This window comes from Trueperaceae bacterium, from assembly GCA_002707365.1.
Lineage (GTDB): Bacteria > Deinococcota > Deinococci > Deinococcales > Trueperaceae > UBA6957.
Genome location: PAMQ01000015.1, coordinates 90910 through 109110 on the forward strand (window position 1 = coordinate 90910; position 18201 = coordinate 109110).

Sequence of the window (18201 nt, forward strand, 5' to 3'; positions counted from 1 at the left end):
CTAGATGCTTTTATTTATGCATCAATCACTGTGAGGGCATAGCAATTTTGTTTCGACCTTACGTATTAAATAGTGTTATATTTGTTAAATCCAAAAATTGCTTGAGGAGCGATTCGGATTATGGAAACTACTGACCGATTATTGGAAGTCAATGACCTCAAAACGTATTTTGATACTGATGAGGGCACAGTTCGTGCTGTAGACGGGGTTTCTTTCCACATTGACCGGGGAGAAACACTAGCGGTCGTAGGTGAATCTGGTTCTGGAAAATCAGTCACTAGCCTATCCGCTATGCGCCTTATCCCAACGCCACCAGGAAGGATTGCTGGAGGAGAAATAATTTTTGAAGGCCGGGATCTCGTAAAACTTTCGGAACCTGATATGAGAAAGGTCAGGGGTAATGAGATCTCGATGATCTTCCAGGAGCCCATGACCAGCCTTAATCCTGTGTACACAGTTGGGGATCAGATTGCAGAAGCAATAGTACTACACCAACAGAAAACTGGTCGCCAGGCCCTACGAATGGCAGCTGAAATGCTTGATTTAGTAGGCATTCCCGAACCTGGAAAGCGAATTAAGAATTATCCACACCAAATGTCAGGAGGAATGCGCCAAAGAGTTATGATTGCGATGGCTCTCTCATGTGGTCCCAAGCTCCTAATTGCGGACGAACCTACCACCGCTCTCGATGTTACGATTCAAGCCCAGATTCTTGATCTAATGCGCAACCTCCAACGCGAAATCGGAATGAGTATTTTGTTTATTACACATGATCTCGGTGTTGTAGCTGAAATGGCTGACCGAGTTGTCGTAATGTATGCTGGTAGAGCCGTGGAAGAGGGACAGGTTCAAGATATATACGGTGCCCCAAAAATGCCTTACACTCTCGGACTGCTTAACTCGATACCTAGGGTAGATACAGCAGCTGAACACCAGGCCCGGCTTGAAGCTATCCCCGGAAACGTACCCAACCCGCTGTACCTCCCCAGTGGTTGTGCTTTTCATCCTCGATGTCGATACGTCAACGACAAATGTAAAACTGAAGTACCCCAACTAGACGATACTGGTGCTGGACACATGGTTAGGTGTATCAGGTGGGATCAATTTAATCTCACTGAGGAAGTAGTCTAATGACCGTACCTAATAACACTTCCAATAAAATAACGTCTCAACCTACTAAAGATAATCTACTTGAGATCAGAAACCTACGAAAATATTTCCCTATCCGCGGAGGCATCTTTTCCCGCGTTGTTAGTAACGTTAAGGCTGTTGATGACATTTCTTTCGACATTGGTCGGGGAGAGGTAGTTGGCCTAGTAGGTGAATCTGGATCAGGTAAGACTACTGCTGGGCGTGCAATCCTTAGGCTGATAGAACCTACCAGTGGCGAAGTAAAGTTCGATGGAACAGATGTAACCAAGCTCGGGAAATCACAACTTCGTGAATATCGAAAAGAAATGCAAATTATCTTTCAGGACCCGTTCGCAAGTCTAAACCCACGGATGACAGTTGGCGACATAATTGGAGAGGCTTTACAAATACATAATCTTGCTCGAGGTAAAGCCCGCGAAGAGAGAGTAATAGAACTTCTCGAAAAAACCGGTCTTGCAGCAGCACATATCCGCCGCTATCCGCATGAGTTTTCTGGTGGACAGCGCCAGCGGATCGGCATCGCCAGGGCCCTTGCTGTTAACCCACAATTCATAGTTGCCGACGAACCGGTTTCAGCGTTAGATGTATCCATCCAAGCGCAAGTGGTAAACCTCTTACAAGACCTCAAAGAAGATTTAGGGCTAACGCTCCTTTTCATTGCACACGACTTAGGCGTTGTGGAATACATCAGCGATAAAGTCATAGTTATGTATTTGGGCAAGATTATGGAGATTGCTCCTTCCAAAGAGCTGTATTCAAATCCCGTACATCCGTACACTGAAGCCCTTTTATCGGCCGTGCCAATACCTGACCCGACTCTTCAACGAGACCGTGTTATTCTTCAAGGCGACATTCCAAGTCCAATTAATCCGCCTTCAGGCTGTGTTTTCCGTACTCGGTGCCCTATAGCGGTTGAGGATTGCAAACACATTGACCCGCCACTAGAGGAAATTTCTCCAGGTCATTTCAAAGCATGCATCAAAAGACCTTAAAGTACCCTGAATAATGAGGGTGATGAATACCAACTCAATGAGCCAGAAGCGCGGACAAAAATACCTTATGGCTAATGGGCCTCTTTATCGTTAATTGTGCTCTTATTACTCACCCTTCCCGCAATCACTTTTCCATAAACGTTGCTCACGTTTGGAGGATTGGCGTCCTCATCCGATATGACTAGTGATGCGATCGAAGCAATCCGCTCTACCCTACTTGACTTTCTTCCTGCTCAACACAAAATCAGAGCCTTGCAATCCTTTTATGAGCTCATCAGGAACTATCCGAATCGTCCAGGGAAAGGGCTTCGAGGACTGGCAACCCTAAAGTCGACAGAAGCCCATGGAGTAAGTTGGAAGAAAGGAATTCCGGCCGCTGCTGGAATTGAAGCCTTTCAAAACTGGGTTTTAATTCACGATGATATAGAAGATGACTCCGAATCTAGACGAGGCCTCCCTACCCTACACAAAGAAGTTGGTATCCCTGTAGCGCTCAATGTTGGAGATGCTCTTCACGCATATATGTGGGACCTCTTAATTTCCTTAACCGCCGACCTCTCATTGGGGAGATCGATCCTAGAAGAATTCGTATGGATCATTCATCGGACATCAGAAGGTCAGCATCTAGACTTAACCTGGATTAAAGAAGCTCGTTTTGATATCGCCGAGCAAGACTACCTCCAAATGGTCTATTTAAAAACGGCTTGTTATACGGTTGTTGGGCCCCTCCGCCTCGGATCTCTTTCAGCTGGCATTCAACCTCCAGAAGAATTTCTAGAGGCAGGCAAACTCCTAGGATGTGCCTTTCAGATTAGAGATGACATCCTGAATCTAATGCCTGATCTGACAATTGGAAAAGAGTTTGCCGGTGACCTGTACGAAGCTAAGCGAACCTTGATTCTAGCGCATTTGTTCAGCCATGCCACAGCCGAGGAGCGCCAAGAAATAATAGATCGCCTATCCCGTCCAAGGCAGAAGCGTAACGAAGAGGACATAGCTCGGATTCTTCTCTTAATAACGAACTACGGCTCTCTCGATTATGCTCAGGATTGCGCTAACCACCTGGCTAAAACAGGCCTTTCAACGTTAGACGATGCCTTCCGTAATCCTGCAAATCCCATTGCATTTAACCAGCTTAGATCTCTCTTCAGATCACTTGTCACCCGAGATTCGTAAATTGTATTTCGAAGCTCGAAAGGTCACACGCCACCGCGAAACCGCTGCCATGCGACTTCTCTCTCTTCGCGCTGCTACCCTAAAACATCGATAACGGTCAATAAAACCTATTGAGTTAAATAAAGGATGGTCCAGCTCAGTAGCTTATTAGATCTATTACATAGCCAGAAGAAAACCACATGCCGCACCGATTAATGACCCTACGATCACCTGTGGATAGGTATGCCCCAAAAGCGTCTTTAGTGCTTGAGGACGAAAACCTTCGTCAAACAAATGGGCAAGCTCGTTAACCAACTGATTTATCATCTTGGCATGCAAACCAGCCGCTCTCCTGATGCCGGTTGCGTCGTACATCACAATTGAAGCAAACACAGCAGCTATCGCAAAGTAAGGGCTTTGCCAACCATGAACTAGCCCGAGATTAACAGCAAGAGCAGTGACTGCAGCAGAATGGGAAGAGGGCATGCCTCCAGTATCAAGAAGGCGATCAAAAGCCCAACGCCTTTCAGTCACTAAAACCAGCCCAACCTTAAATACCTGTGCAACTAAGCTCGCAATGAGCGCTCCCCATATTGGGGTATCTTGTAGGAAGCTACCCAACTCCAACACGCCTTAATCTAGCGGCCTCAACCGTGTTGTGAATAACCATTGCCACAGTCATCGGCCCAGTTCCCCCAGGAGTAGGAGTCATTGCCGAAGCTACCTCAGCTACAGTAGGATCGACATCACCGAGGAGGTGTTTTCCCACCATTGATTGGCCAACATCTAGAATAGTTGCGCCCTCATTGACCCACTCTTTAGTAATAATTCCGGCCTTCCCAACTGCAGCGACGAGGATATCAGCCTGCCTTGTTAATCCTGGTAAATTTCTAGACTTGGAATGGGCTACGGTCACGGTTGCATGACGCCCCAAAAAAAGAGCTGCCGCTGGTTTCCCAACCAGATTACTTCGCCCAACTATTACGACATGCCGACTTGCGATCGGAATTTCAAAATGATCTAAAATCCTGATCAATCCCATTGGAGTTGCTGGTACAAGGCCAGCTTCTCCTGACCACAACCTCCCAACATTTTCAGGGTGAAATCCATCGACATCCTTCGAAGGATCGATCGCTTCCAAAACTTCCTCAGCATGCAAATGCCGGTATAACGGAAGCTGCACTAGGATCCCATCTATATCAGGGTCCATATTTAATCTGTATATAGTATCTAAAAGCTCCCGCTGAGTAACATGGGATTCAAGCATCACTGTTTCGGCACGAATACCGGCCTTGACCGCCAATCGCGATTTTGAACGTACGTAAGAAGCGCTGGCAGGGTCGTCACCTGCCCTAACAAATACCAAGCGCGGTACAAAAGGCAAAGAATCTACCTGCTGTGCTAATCCACCTATAGTTACCCTGGAAACCTCTCTTCCGTTAAGGATCCTAGCTGTCACATTACTCTCCATTATCTGATCGCGGGAGTTTGGTCACGGTAAAGCTGAGCTAGAACACCATTAACAAAACGACCGGAATCGGTTCCCCCATATTTTTTAGCGGTTCTTACAGCCATCTCAATTGTGACCTCGGCTGGTGTGTCAAAACCGTGTACCATCTCTGCAACAGCGAGACGAAGAATATTGAGATCTGTTTGGGCCATTTGAGAAAAGCTCCAACCCTCTACCAGCTCCTCAATCCTCTGGTCAATCTTTTCACGATTTACCGAAACACTGTCAAGAAGGCTTCTAGCAAATTTTAGAGAATCCTCAGTAAACGCTTCTTCCAAAGTTTCATTATTCTCAACAGGGAACTCTACTCTTAGCTGTTCCCATACTTCAGTAACCGGAAACCCACCCTGCTCTGATTGAAACAAAGCCCGAAAAGCCAACTCCCTAGCACGTCTCCTAGCCACCGACATCCTCAAAATAATGCTTAGATCTAATTGAGAAGGAAAAATTAGGAAACCATGAGCTATCTCGTCTCATTCCATTCTCCGCTCGATAAAATCAGTATTGATTTCTCCACGCTGAAAATATTCGTTATCAATAACCTTTAGATGGAAAGGAATAGAGGTCTCGACCCCTTCAATAACAGTTTCTTTTAGGGCACGCCGCATCCGGGCGATAGCCTGACCTCGAGTTGGCGCCCAGGCTATGACCTTTGCGATAAGGCTATCATAATTCGGGGGGATAGAATATCCAGCATACGCGTGAGAATCTACCCGGATCCCGGGACCTCCGGGCCAGTGCAGATCGGTGATCTTTCCAGGACAAGGCCGGAATGATTTACTAGGGTCCTCGGCATTAATGCGGACTTCGATAGCGTGACCTACAGGATTAATATTCTTCTGAGAAATACTTAAACCCAAACCAGCTGCAACGCGAAATTGTTCTTGCACCAGGTCAAACCCAGTAATCATCTCTGTAACAGGATGTTCTACTTGGATGCGGGTATTCATCTCGCTAAAATAAAATCTCCCGTTGCCATCAACCAGAAACTCGCAGGTCCCTGCACCTCTATATTTTATATGCTTGGCAAGCCTTACTGCAGCCTGCGCCATCGCTTCCCTCACTTCTAGAGATCCGATGCTTGGTGCCTCTTCAATAATCTTCTGATATCTCCGCTGAATCGAACAATCTCGGTCATAGAAATGTAAAACCTCGCCTTTACCATCACCAAAAATTTGAATTTCTACATGTTTTAAATTTTCAAGGAATCGCTCCATATAAATTTCGGAATTACCGAAAGATATTCGCGCCTCCTCCTGCGCATTCTGAATATTGACTTGCAACTGATCCGGTGTTCGCACGATCCGCATTCCCCTACCACCGCCACCAGCTGAAGCTTTTAGCATGATTGGATACCCAATAGCATTAGCCATATCATGCGCATCCTCGATCCGAGAGAATGGCGATGAACCTGGAGTCACCGGAACACCTGCTTCCACAGCTATAGCCCTGGCGCTAGCCTTATCACCAATCTGACTAATATTCTGCGGTCGCGGTCCGATAAAAATAAGATTGTGCTCCTCACATTTCTGCGCAAATTCGGAATTCTCAGAAAGAAATCCATACCCTGGGTGAACCGCTTCTGTTCCGGTCAGAATTGCGGCAGATAGAAGATTACGAATATTCATGTACGATCCTTTAGCTGGAGCTGGCCCGATACAAATCGATTCATCCGCAAGAAGTGCTGGTAGCGAATTCTCGTCCGCCTGCGAATAAGCAACAACTACTTGCACTCCTAATTCTTTAGCAGCCCTTAGCACCCGGAGTGCTATCTCTCCTCGGTTTGCAATCAGGATCTTCTTAAACATGACAGCCAGGACTTAATTAATGTACGGGATCGATGCGAAAAAGAAGCTGACCATATTCTACGGGCTCTTCATTTTGCACAAAAATCTCGGCAATGATTCCTGCGCTCTCAGCTTCGATCTCATTCATAAGCTTCATAGCCTCGATGATGCAGAGTACGGTTCCCTCCTCCACCTGATCACCAACTTTCACATAGGGTGGTGCCTCTGGGGCAGGAGATAAATAAAAAGTCCCGACAATAGGGGCCGTTACCTCGTTAACTAGGCCTCCCCCGGGAACTCCCACTTCGTCGACGCTAGAAGTAAGCCCATCTTGATCGCGCACGGCTGGGGACTGAGTAATCTCGTGAACCGGCGTAGGTGCAGATAGTATCGCTTGACTCCCATTCTCATAATTTGATTGCCCGGTTTGTCTCTTGATCGCAACCCTAAAGTCTCCTTTCTCATAGCTGAACTCGCTAACATCAGAATTAGAAATTGCGTCAAGAAGCCGTTTTATATCCTTTATTTCCATTAAGCCCTACCTACGTAATCGCCAGATCTAGTGTCCACTCGAATTATCTCTCCATTATCGATAAATAATGGGACATTTACGGTAGCCCCCGTCTCTACCACCGCTGGTTTGGATCCTCCAGACACTGTGTCACCTTTTACGCCTGGGTCCGTCTGTGTTATTTGTAGCTCAACAACTGTTGGCAACGTAACCTTTAACGGGCGCCCTTGAAAATAATCGACAGTGACCTCTAAGTTCTCTTTCAAGTAAATTGCCGATTCGCCAATCTGCTCTCGATTAAGCGTTGGCTGTTCAAACGTTTCTAAATCCATAAACGTGAATACAGAACCATCAGAGTAAAGGAATTGCATAGTGCAGTAGTCTATGAATATATCTTGTAATTTTTCTCCTGAATTAAAGGTCCTCTCGACAATTGCTCCTGATTCAAGATTCTTGAATTTAGCCACTACCTTTGCCCCGCCCCGACCTATCTTTTGGTGTTGATACTCAAGGCACTCCCAAAGACCATTATCTAATTCCACCTTGGTTCCATTACGCAAATCGGTAACGCTGATCATAAATTGGCCTTTCTGTTTGGCATCCCCAAAGTGTAACACTTTCCCCAGCTTCACAAACTTCTGGAAAACCTAACTTCGGTCCATAAAATTCGTAAATCCTATAACCGATTCCTTTCATAGGTTGATACATGTCAGGAATTGCGGTTGCTTTTCGAAAAAAGATAGGGCATCGAGTCTTGATAGGGTAACAAGGAAGTCGTCCGAACCTTTATTAATTTAGGATGAGCCTTTACGAACATGTATTCTCGAGAAATAAACCCACAGAACACAAAATGGAAAAACAGCCTCCCGTATAACCGATTAAGCGTTATAGTGCATTTAAGAATGGTTGAATGCATCAGATTCACACTGCAAACCTAAAGAGCTCATAGTTTCCTGTGAAGAGGTCAGATATTACTTGTATAAACACCAAACAATTTATTATTAATCAACTATGCTCTGAGCTAACTTTCTGCTCGTGACAAAAACCGCAACGTTTTTCCAAAATCGAATCAAGAACGGGGCTATCCTAGCCCCCATGGCAGGATTTACTGACGCTCCTTTCAGGAAAATCTGCCGAGAGTTCGGTAGCTCGTATGCAGTAACGGAAATGGTAAGCGCAAAGATGTTAGTTTCCGGACAACAAAGTGGAATTAAGGTCGGTGCACCTTATCCCGGGGAGCCAGATCTAGTTATACAAATTTTTGCCGCCGACCCACAACTAGCAGCTGAAGCTGCTAGGATTTTATCAAAAAAGTACAATCCGGTTGCTTTCGATTTGAACATGGGCTGCCCAGTGAAAAAAATAGTCAACAAAGGTTGCGGCTCAGCTCTCATGCGTGATCTTGGCCTCGCTAGTTCTATAGTACGAGCCCTGGTAAACTCAGTAGACATCCCAGTCAGCGCCAAAATGCGTTTAGGGTTTGACGCTGTTAATGTTATAGAAGCTGCGAAAGCGGTTGTAGATGCAGGCGTTTCAGCTATTGCCGTACACGGCAGAACGGCCACTCAGAAATACTATGGTGAAGCTAATTGGGACGAAATAGCCAAGGTTGCTGAAGCAGTTAATGTACCAGTCATCGGTTCAGGCGATATAAACTCCCCTGCCAGCTTTAAGGAACAACGAAAGAAGGGACTGGGCGTAATGATTGCCCGGGGAAGTCTTGGGAGGCCCTGGATTTTTGGTGAAGTACAAGGTGACGCGGCTCCAACCTTGGGGGAGGTAGTCCGACTCGCATACCGCCACATTCGATTAAACGCTGATTGGTATGGCGAGCAGCGTGGCGTTAAAATGCTTCGCGGACAACTGGGTCGCTACTTCTCCTCTTTTAGAGAAGGGCCGTCCCTCAAACCTCATCTAGTCCGGGTGTCGTCAATTAATGACTTTGTAAACCTGATGAAAAGTCAATTTTCAACTAACCTACTCAGCGATTAATAAACCGTAAGCCGACCCTAATTTAGCGATCACGCCTAAACAATTACTCCGTAACCGTTGCATGCTATAATCTCTGCCAATATACCTATTCTCGCGACATTGGAGGGGCAGTTGTCGGACGCGACCAACATCAAAACACGGGATGCCTTGGAAGCTCAATTCCGTCACGACCTAGATAATCACGAAGACGTTTTCCGAAAAGCTTTCGACTTCACGCGAGCTGAGGAATTAGAGGCCCTGGGGTTGCACCCTTATTTCAAACCTATCTCCTCGCAAAATGGCGGACTCGTAACCATCGATGGCCATGAGATGGTGATAACCGGATCGAACGACTACTTAGGCCTAACTCAAGACACTCGCCTCAAAGAGGCTGCCCGCGAAGTGCTAAATGCCTTTGGAACTAGTTGTACGGGATCACGATTCCTGACTGGCACATTAAGCCTACACGAAATCCTTGAAGAGAAACTTGCAGGTTTTCTGGAGAAGGAATCTGCCCTTACTTTTAGCGCTGGATATTTAGGCTGCTTATCAGTATTGAGCGCTCTTGCTGGCCGGCGTGACATCATGTACTTTGACCGCGAAAATCATGCTTCTCTATACGATGGGGCGAGACTATCTTTCGCAACTTTACGAAAATTCGACCATAGCGACCTAGACCATCTAGAAAGCTTGCTCAAAAAGGACATTGCCAAGCCAGGTGGTCGACTAATTGTTACCGACGGAGTGTTCTCGATGATGGGACACATCGCTAATTTACCGGGGATAATTGAAATTGCCCGGCGCTACGGCGCACGTGTAATTGTAGACGATGCTCATGCCATCGGAGTTCTCGGTAACAAGGGGCGTGGTACAGCTGAGCATTTTGGCCTGGAGGAAGAGGTTGACCTCATACTAGGTACGTTTTCAAAAAGCCTTGGAAGCGTAGGGGGCTTTATGGCAGGCGAGAAAAAAGTTATTAGCTTCGTTAAACACCATTCTCGGCCTTTCATATTCACTGCGGCTCTCCCTGCAATGCAAATGGCTGCAGCCTTAAAGGCCTTAGAAATAATGTCATCTGAACCCGAACACCGCAAGATCCTGTGGACTAACGTCCATTTCTTGCAAGACGGATTGTCCCAACTGGGTTTTGATACTTTAGGAACTGAAACCCCGATAGTGCCCGTCCTTATTGGAGACGATGAAATAGCGTTCAAGGTTTGGCGGGGCTTGTGGGAAGAAGGCATCTTCACCACCCCAGCGGTTTCACCCGCTGTTGACAATGCAATCATACGAACCAGCGTTAACGCGAACCACACTCAAGATCAACTAGATAGGCTACTTAATGCCTTTGAAGTAGTAGGGCGTAAGTACGGGGTTATTTGAGCTTCGAGGCCACTGTGACAAAAGTTCAGCCGGTAACTACGCGGAGGGATCTTAACCGCTTTGTTATGTTTCCCTACGAGTTCTACGCTTCTGACTCAGCCTGGGTCCCCCCATTAAGGATGACTGCATTCGACACTTTCAGGCCGAACAAGAATCCGTTTTACCAATACGGTTCGATGGAGCTTTATCTGGCTGTCCGAAACAACAAGGTCGTAGGGCGTATTGCTGCTATCGAAAACCCCCGCCACAACGATACGCATGGGGAAAATATGGCTTTCTTTGGCTTTTTTGAAGCACAAGATGAAACTGCTGCACAAGCATTATTGGAAATAACCGAGCATACCGCTCGTCAAAAGGGACGACTCGCAATCCGCGGCCCCGTTAATCCAACGATGGACGAAGGAGCGGGATTCCAAATCAATGCGTTCGACACTACCCCGTACCTTATGACGCCACATAGCCCTGAAGCCTACCTAGGTTATATGGAAATGTTTGGTTACAAAAAGACCAAAGACCTTTACGCATGGCGTTACATCAGTCTCGGCGGCATGGGAGAACGATTATCACGCCTTGCCGAAAGAGTTAAAAAGCGCTATGCAGTGACTGTACGACCTGCAGACCTAAAGAATTACAAAAGCGAGGTGGCCTTGCTTCGTCAACTCTATAACAAAGCCTGGGAAAAAAACTGGGGTTTTGTCAAAATGACTGAGGCTGAACTAGACCAACTGGCAAACGATTTAAAGTTGATTCTTGACCCCAACATTGCCCTGTTCGCTGAATATGAAGGCGAGGTGGTCTGTTTAGCAATCGCATTGCCTGACATCAACCTCGTATTAAAACGCATGGGAGGACGATTGTTGCCATTCGGGTTTATGCACCTACTCAATCGGAAGAAGATCATTAACCGAGCGCGTCTCCCTATCCTGGGTGTGCTGCCAGAATACCGTCAGCGAGGATTCGAATTGGTGATGATAGACGAGATAGCTAAGCGGGGGCAAGCAACCTACCATGAAGCTGAGTGCTCATGGATACTCGAAGATAACGATCCGATGAATAAGGGGATAGCTGCCACCGGAGCCTCTCTCTATAAAACATACCGGATATTTCAAAAAGCCCTTTAGCGTGCAAATCTTTAGGGATCTAGCACAAGATCTGAGTCAATTATTCCCTAGAAATTCTTCGAAACTTTGGTACACGTTATTAGCAGCAATCTTGCTTCAAATCGCCTTCTGGTATCTAGCTACACCAGGACCGAACCTAATTAGTTTTGAACCACGCAACTTTAGGTCAGCGATAACTAGTGTGGCTTGGAGCATACTTTTACTATGGTTTGTGCCCAAAATACTGACTGGACCCCTAGGACTAACCCGCAAGCGTCTCGGCTTGGCCTTAGGCGACTATCAAGCAGGATCAATTATAGTCTTTTTTGGCGGGGGTTTAGCCCTTGTACTTATGAGACTCGCTTCAGCTGACCCCGCCATACAAGCTACTTACCCCTGGCCAGGAAGCTCCGCTGGTAGCTCCCTGCAAGCGCTCGTCATTTGGGCTGGATTCTATATCCTCTACTACGCTTCTTTCGAATTCTTTTATCGTGGGTTCTTACTTAGGACTCTCGAGAGAGCTCTCGGACTTATACCGGCAATATGGCTCCAAGCTTTTGCTGCTACCGTCGTTCATTTTGGAAAACCGTTTGCTGAAACAATTGCGGCATTTCCGGCAAGCCTACTGTTTGCTGTGATAGCAGTCAGAACAAAATCCTTATTCTACCCAGTAGCCTTGCACTTCATTGTTGGAATCAGCATTGATATTTTCTCTCTCGCTCGTAAGGGCCAACTTTTTCCATGAAGATCCTAGTTTCAGGGGCCCACGGTTTTATTGGAAGCCATATCGTCCAACACCTTCTCAAAGCTGGCTCTGAGGTTATAGCCCTTGTATCTCCTTGGGGTAGTACGAGAAACCTCGAAGCAGACTCATGCCACCCTGCTCTAACTATAGTTTACGGTGATATCACTGATCCCATATCACTCCGTAACATACCGAAACACACGGTTGTTATACATGCTGCAGCTCGAGTTGCGGATTGGGGAAGCAGTAATCTCACCGAAAAGGTTAACGTTAATGGGACCTGGAACCTTTTGCGCCGCGCTGAAGAATTAGGGGTCACTCGATTTGTACTCATCAGTAGCGTTGCGGTACACAGATACACTGGCTTTAAGAATGCTGATCCTAGATCAGTTCCAAGGGATCGCCACTCTCTCCCTTATGCGCGCTCTAAAATCCAAGCTGAAGATATCGTACTGACATCGCACTCGCTCGAAGGGGTAGTTATTCGTCCTGGCTTATGGCCATTTGGCCCAAGGGATCCTCAGTTTTCTCGGATCCTTTCCGCCTTACAGAAAGGACGACTCCCTGTAGTCAATTCAGGAAAAGCAGTGATTAATACGGCTTACGTAGAAAATCTCGTACACGGAATAGAACTAGCGACATATCGCCCTGAAGCAGTTGGAAAAACTTATGTAATAGCAGATGAGGGAGCGCCAAGCTGGGCGCAACTCTTTAAGAATATTGCTGATCAAGTTGGCTGCCCAACCCCGCAAGTTTCGATCCCCGGATGGCTAGCAAGTCCAGCTGGCATTGTAATGGAAAAGTTGTTTGCACTTGTTAGTCCATCAACCGAGCCCCCACTTACTGGCTATCGAGGACAACTCATGCTACGGAACGTGCACTTTGATATAACCTGCACAAGGAGGGAACTAGGTTATCATCCAAAGATTCCCTGGCAAGAGGGAATAAGGAGAACCTTGGAGGCAGTCATTTAAGAACTATTACTCCGAATGAACCCTCTATGGATATTTAGTGTTTATATTTCGACGGACAACGCGATTGAATGGGGATAGCTTAATCACCTAAAAACTTTGATAATTTCACCCTATGAACCGACCCAAGCCTCGCATCCTTTTCGCTACAATCTCTGCTGGCGGATCACACGTCAGTTCCGCAACAGCTATGGCCGAAGCCGTCAGCCGTGACTACCCTCAAGTTGATGTGCAAGTAGACGAGTTAATGATCGATTATGGCTTTCAAAAACAGGATAGACGACACAAAAATGCTTGGAAATACGCCCTCATGAATCCTTGGTCAATTGTATGGGGTCAGCTCCTTGTAGATCGCTTTCCTTCTGCGACAGTTTCTATTCAAAGGAGACTTCTTCGTTCTTTCGCAGAGGTAGCCTCCCAACGTCTCGCCACTGATCAGCCAGACTTGGTGGTGGCTAACCACGCCTGGCTTACCGTGGCCCTTACTCTTGCACAAACAACTTTTGGACTTAACCTTCCCGTCCTAACCTTCGAAACATCAACCATAAATGCCAATGGCCTTTGGGCTGATAAAAATGCAGAAAGATTCATAGTGGGTAGTGCAATATCTAAACAAAGACTCCATCACTTAGGAATTAGAGAAGACCGTATCGATGTGGTTGGGTACCCTGTAAGAAGAGCTTTCCTTGAAGCTCCTGGAAAAACCGAAGCGCGAGACGCTTTAGGCTTGGACAACCGATTTACCATCTTGATAGCATTAGGTGGAGAGGGTGTTGGAGGAAAATCTGAACGTTTAGTCGAAATCCTAATGAACATACGTCCTAACCTTCAGATTGTAGTGGTCGCAGGACGCAACAAAGCTCTATGCGAAGTTCTGGAAAAAAAGTATCTTGGGAAACCGGACTTACGGGTTACAGGATTCACCGACAATATGGCTACCTACGTCGCTGCAAGCGATATCACCATCGCCAAAACAGGACCAGCGACAGTATATGAAATCCTTGCTGTCGGTCGTCCGATTATTGCCACATCGAGGTTTGGCGGGGTTGAAAACGTATTAATAGATTTTCTCGAACAAAAAGGACTAGGTCACTATGCTCCCGACGCGAATACTTTAATCTCAACAATCAATAATTATCAAACCTCACTAGAGACACGTAAGGCCTTTGCCTCTGGTGCTTCAGCCCTAGATTTCGGTGGGATGAGCTCACGTATAGCCCAATACATTTATCACTATGCAGTCAACCGTAGAGTTGACATAAGTGTAGTCGGGCAGGGCCTTCCATTGGTACGGTAACTCGTGCTACGTCTATGGCAAGCAATATCCATATCCCTGGTTCTGGGGATTCTTAGTCTATGGATAGTACTACCCAATCTTTCCCTCACGGAAATTCGAAACTCAGTAGCTGATTTCGACATCCGCCTTATACCCGGAATCATTAGCTTAATAATTTCTTGGTGGATTACTGCTGGCCTTAGAACCATCGCACTAGCTTCGAGAGTTGGTAATCGCCTCAACTTATGGCAGGCAGTACAAACACACGTTTTTGGTGTCTTCAGCTCCACAATCACGCCAGCTGGCGGAGGAAATTCATTCGGAATCGCTTTCCTCTTAAATCGTTTTGGCCTAAGCCCCCAAAACGCTACAGCCGTAACAGTCATGACCCTTGTTGGTGACATGACATTTTTTGCCTGGGCAGTTCCTGCGGCTTTCGTACTTTTAACAAAAAGGGGATTAAGCCTCCCAATAGACAACCTACCCCTCTTTATTCTAGGTCTATCCGCACTATCTCTCACCGTAAGCTATATCCTGGTATTTCGACTTCCGCTTACAACCCGGCTCGTAGCCCGATTAATTAGTTTTCCTTTATTTAGAAAATTACAACCACGAAGCAATGTTTTTCTCACGCAATTAGGATTGGCTAGCGAACGATTTTCGACTGTCTCCTGGACTTGGCACGTAGGGTTTCACGTTCTCTCAGCTTTCACAAGATTGCTGTACTTTTCGATATTTATCCTAATCCTCATCGCTCTAGGCCTAAACATTCCCCATCTATCAATTTATGCGTTACAGGTGGTAATTCACAATTTTGCTTTTGTTGTACCTAGCCCGGGAGCTAGTGGTTATCAAGAAATAGCTATGACTTATGCCCTAAAAGGGCAAGTACCCTCAGGACTGCTGAGTGCCACAATACTGGTTTGGCGCTTATGCAACCACTATCTTTACTTTCTCATTGGACCACTATTAGGAGGCCTTGCTCTCCTAACTAAGCGATCCATTAAAACAACTGACCCTACTTCTACCTAACTTCTGATGTTATATGGGTACCTATCGCCTTGTAGAGTAAACTGCAAACCATGAGGGTTTTGCTTCGCCTTGCGGTACGCAACCTTGCTCGCCACCCTTGGCGAAGTTCAGCCACGATCCTCGGGGTGGGACTAGGCATTGCTGCGGTTCTAGCCACGTTGTCAGTTGGCGCTAATATAAAGGCTAACCTTGGTAGCGCACTCGAGGCTGCTGCTGGGAAAACAGACTTGCTCGTTGTACCCGGTGCGTCAGGTCGCGCTTTCTTCGAAAGCGATGAGATCATAGCGGCCATAGAACTTGATCCTGAAATATCAGCTATATACCCGGTTCTGAACTATAGAGCTGAACCTATTCGAGAAGTAAAAAATTTCAAGGCCCCAATAATTCCTGGTATAGACTCAGGTTTTCAATTGTCAGGACGGATAACTGAATCAGGCGAAGATCTACCCGTCACCCTCGCTAGCGGTAAACTCCCAACACAAGGAACAAACGGCATTGCTCTTTCAAATGGATTTGCAAAATCTCGAGATTACGATATTGGTGAAACCATAAATTTCGCTACACAATTCGGCGAAATTCCCTTCTACATCACTGGGCTACTTGATGAAGGCCATGGACTGGCCTCAAATAATGCGGGACGCGTGGGTTTAGTGCACATCGACGATCTTCAAAAAGCCGTACGACTCTCTGGACGAGCCTCCTTACTGGAACTCCACCTAACTTCTGGAGCTAACGTCGAAAAAAGTCAGGATCGCCTATTAAAACTATTAGGGCCAACCTCTACAGTTGTCCTCACAGCCTCTATAGGCAATTTTGCAACTGGCCTTAGCGATACTCTTCAATCAGGACTGACCATACTCGCGGCAACATTAATGGCCCTTGGAGCATTCATGGCTTACAACACGTTCACTGCCGCAGTCATCGAACGTACAAGGGAATATGCACTCCTCCGCACCGTTTGTCTGCTCCGCCGCGAGATTGGTTTAATAGCTATATTTGAAGCTGTCATTGTAGGTATTTTAGGAGTTTTATCAGGAATAATCTTGGGCGTTATTTTGTCCTACACCATAACTAGATTTAACGCCTGGGCTCTAGGGTTTGAATATCGGACACTAGTCTTTCCCTTAGATGCTGTCCTCCTAGCCAGCATTGTCGGATTAGCCTCATCACTAATAGCTGGATGGCTCCCAGCGAAAGTTGCTTCACGCACATCCCCGCTTGCGGCTAATCGAGCGGCATACCTCACTCACGAACCTACCACCCCCTCACTTTTTCTAGGTTTGATTCTCTTGTGCTTAGGGATTGGGATTGCGGTAACTCCCTGGAACGGAATATGGGCAATCGCAGCAAGTGCATTCGCTATGGCCCTACTTTTCGCAGGCTTGACTTTACTTGCACCTATTTTTCTTAATCCCTTAATTAACGGTTTAACTCCCTATATTGCCGTCTTTATCGGCATGCCAGGTCGCCTCGGTGCGAATTTTGCAAAACGCAATGCAGCTAGAAACAGTGTAGCGATAAGTTCGGTTGTCCTAGGAATGGGGCTCACCATCGGCGTAGGCTCTATGGTTACCGGAATCCACCGCTCAATAGAGACGTGGGTAGATACTACAGTAGTAGGCGATTTATTTGTGACCACACCAGTAAACTTTCCTGACAACTTCGTATTAGAGGCCACCCAACAAGTACCTGAGGTTAACGTAATATCTGGCGTCGGTATCCGTGCAATCCGATACTTACCGGAAGGATTATCTAACGGACGAACTGTTGCGCTTGTACTAATTGACCCGGAACGCTTTAATCCTGATGGGGGATTCGGCTCATTCCAACACATTCGTGATCAAGGTAATGCCCTAACAAGTTACGAAGCTCTTAAGCAAGGAGGATCTGTGCTAGCTGCCAATACGATTCGTGAGAAGTTCAGAGTTGAACTCGGATCAAACGTAAAGCTACGAACCTCAGAGGGGTTCCGTGACTTCCCCGTATCAGGCATAGTAGTGGATTTTACTGGCGGTGGAGAAACATTCGTAGGCAGCATAAACGACGTCGATTTATTTGGCGGGGGCTCACCCGACCTCTTTGTCATGACCGTCAAAGAGGGTTTCTCTCATGAACAGGTCCGGGAAGACCTCCTCAAATCTTTCCCACACCTGTTCCTTGACATCACCCTAAACCAAAGCTACCGCGAACAAATACAATCTCTTGCTAGAAGGTCATTCCTAACAACTAATGCCCTTCTCTTCTTGACAATCTTCGTGGCTGCCTTAGGCGTCTCTAACACCCTTGGGATGAATCTCTCCCACCGTCAGCACGAAATAGCAGTATTACGGACATTGGGGCTTACTAGAAAAGGGGTATCCTCCATGATTGCGACAGAAGGGATAATAATAAATTTAGTAGGGGCTTTAATCGGAATAGTCGTCGGTATGTTACTTGCTCAAACCATAACAACCGGAGCTTCAGAATTAACCGGATTTTCTATACGAGCTATTTTCCCCTGGCGCTTAATAATTGTCGCATTTCTTTCCTCACCACTTATAGGCTTACTGGCAGCATATTTTCCAGCGAAACGAGCTAGTAAACTTCCTCCTAACCTCGCATTAAATTCGGAGTAAC

General features: G+C 46.5%; 17 protein-coding genes. 11 read left to right on the forward strand and 6 right to left on the reverse strand.

Annotated elements, in window-relative coordinates:
• Window positions 1-120 precede the first annotated feature (120 nt).
• From dppD to CMO31_07390, 3 genes are all read left to right on the forward strand, one after another.
• Entirely contained in the window at window positions 121-1131 is a 1011-nt protein-coding gene (dppD, locus tag CMO31_07380; GenBank protein MAZ53815.1) for a dipeptide ABC transporter ATP-binding protein DppD, read from the forward strand.
• A complete protein-coding gene (locus CMO31_07385) occupies window positions 1131-2144 on the forward strand; it encodes a peptide ABC transporter ATP-binding protein (GenBank protein MAZ53816.1) in 1014 nt (337 codons plus the stop codon). The genes dppD and CMO31_07385 overlap by 1 nt, the downstream gene beginning before the upstream one ends.
• A gap of 177 nt (window positions 2145-2321) precedes the next feature.
• A complete protein-coding gene (locus CMO31_07390; GenBank protein MAZ53817.1) occupies window positions 2322-3320 on the forward strand; it encodes a geranylgeranyl diphosphate synthase in 999 nt (332 codons plus the stop codon).
• 156 nt (window positions 3321-3476) lie between these two features.
• On the opposite strand, the gene CMO31_07395 is transcribed toward CMO31_07390, so the two are convergent.
• From CMO31_07395 to efp, 6 genes are all read right to left on the reverse strand, one after another.
• On the reverse strand, window positions 3477-3920 hold the full coding sequence (locus CMO31_07395) for an acid phosphatase (protein MAZ53818.1): 444 nt from the start codon (window positions 3918-3920) through the stop codon (window positions 3477-3479).
• A complete protein-coding gene (locus CMO31_07400) occupies window positions 3913-4770 on the reverse strand; it encodes a bifunctional 5,10-methylene-tetrahydrofolate dehydrogenase/5,10-methylene-tetrahydrofolate cyclohydrolase (protein MAZ53819.1) in 858 nt (285 codons plus the stop codon). Before CMO31_07400 ends, CMO31_07395 begins: the two co-directional genes overlap by 8 nt.
• Entirely contained in the window at window positions 4770-5219 is a 450-nt protein-coding gene (gene nusB / locus CMO31_07405; protein MAZ53820.1) for a transcription antitermination factor NusB, read from the reverse strand. Before nusB ends, CMO31_07400 begins: the two co-directional genes overlap by 1 nt.
• Before the next feature lie 63 nt (window positions 5220-5282).
• Window positions 5283-6617, reverse strand: a complete 1335-nt coding sequence (accC, locus tag CMO31_07410) for an acetyl-CoA carboxylase biotin carboxylase subunit (GenBank protein MAZ53821.1) — start codon at window positions 6615-6617, stop codon at window positions 5283-5285.
• A 16-nt stretch (window positions 6618-6633) separates the two neighbouring features.
• Entirely contained in the window at window positions 6634-7128 is a 495-nt protein-coding gene (gene accB / locus CMO31_07415) for an acetyl-CoA carboxylase, biotin carboxyl carrier protein (GenBank protein MAZ53822.1), read from the reverse strand.
• Window positions 7128-7685, reverse strand: a complete 558-nt coding sequence (gene efp, locus CMO31_07420) for an elongation factor P (protein ID MAZ53823.1) — start codon at window positions 7683-7685, stop codon at window positions 7128-7130. The genes accB and efp overlap by 1 nt, the downstream gene beginning before the upstream one ends.
• A 457-nt stretch (window positions 7686-8142) precedes the next feature.
• Between efp and CMO31_07425 the strand changes: the two genes are divergently transcribed.
• The 8 genes from CMO31_07425 (at window position 8143) to CMO31_07460 (ending at window position 18200) form a co-directional block, all read left to right on the forward strand.
• A complete protein-coding gene (locus CMO31_07425) occupies window positions 8143-9099 on the forward strand; it encodes a dihydrouridine synthase (GenBank protein ID MAZ53824.1) in 957 nt (318 codons plus the stop codon).
• 57 nt (window positions 9100-9156) lie between these two features.
• Window positions 9157-10461: an 8-amino-7-oxononanoate synthase gene (locus tag CMO31_07430; protein MAZ53825.1), complete on the forward strand. Its 1305-nt coding sequence runs from the start codon at window positions 9157-9159 to the stop codon at window positions 10459-10461.
• A gap of 65 nt (window positions 10462-10526) precedes the next feature.
• On the forward strand, window positions 10527-11582 hold the full coding sequence (locus tag CMO31_07435) for an N-acetyltransferase (protein ID MAZ53826.1): 1056 nt from the start codon (window positions 10527-10529) through the stop codon (window positions 11580-11582).
• A gap of 1 nt (window position 11583) precedes the next feature.
• Window positions 11584-12306: a hypothetical protein gene (locus CMO31_07440; protein MAZ53827.1), complete on the forward strand. Its 723-nt coding sequence runs from the start codon at window positions 11584-11586 to the stop codon at window positions 12304-12306.
• Window positions 12303-13280: a hypothetical protein gene (locus tag CMO31_07445; GenBank protein ID MAZ53828.1), complete on the forward strand. Its 978-nt coding sequence runs from the start codon at window positions 12303-12305 to the stop codon at window positions 13278-13280. Before CMO31_07440 ends, CMO31_07445 begins: the two co-directional genes overlap by 4 nt.
• Window positions 13281-13392: 112 nt before the next feature.
• Complete coding sequence (locus tag CMO31_07450) at window positions 13393-14574, forward strand: hypothetical protein (GenBank protein ID MAZ53829.1); 1182 nt, start codon at window positions 13393-13395, stop codon at window positions 14572-14574.
• A gap of 3 nt (window positions 14575-14577) precedes the next feature.
• Window positions 14578-15585, forward strand: coding sequence for a hypothetical protein (locus tag CMO31_07455; GenBank protein ID MAZ53830.1), 1008 nt, complete (start codon window positions 14578-14580; stop codon window positions 15583-15585).
• Window positions 15586-15635: 50 nt separating this feature from the next.
• Window positions 15636-18200 carry a hypothetical protein gene (locus CMO31_07460; protein ID MAZ53831.1) on the forward strand — a complete coding sequence of 855 codons (2565 nt, stop codon included), beginning with the start codon at window positions 15636-15638 and terminating at the stop codon, window positions 18198-18200.
• The last annotated feature ends 1 nt before the right edge of the window (window position 18201 follow it).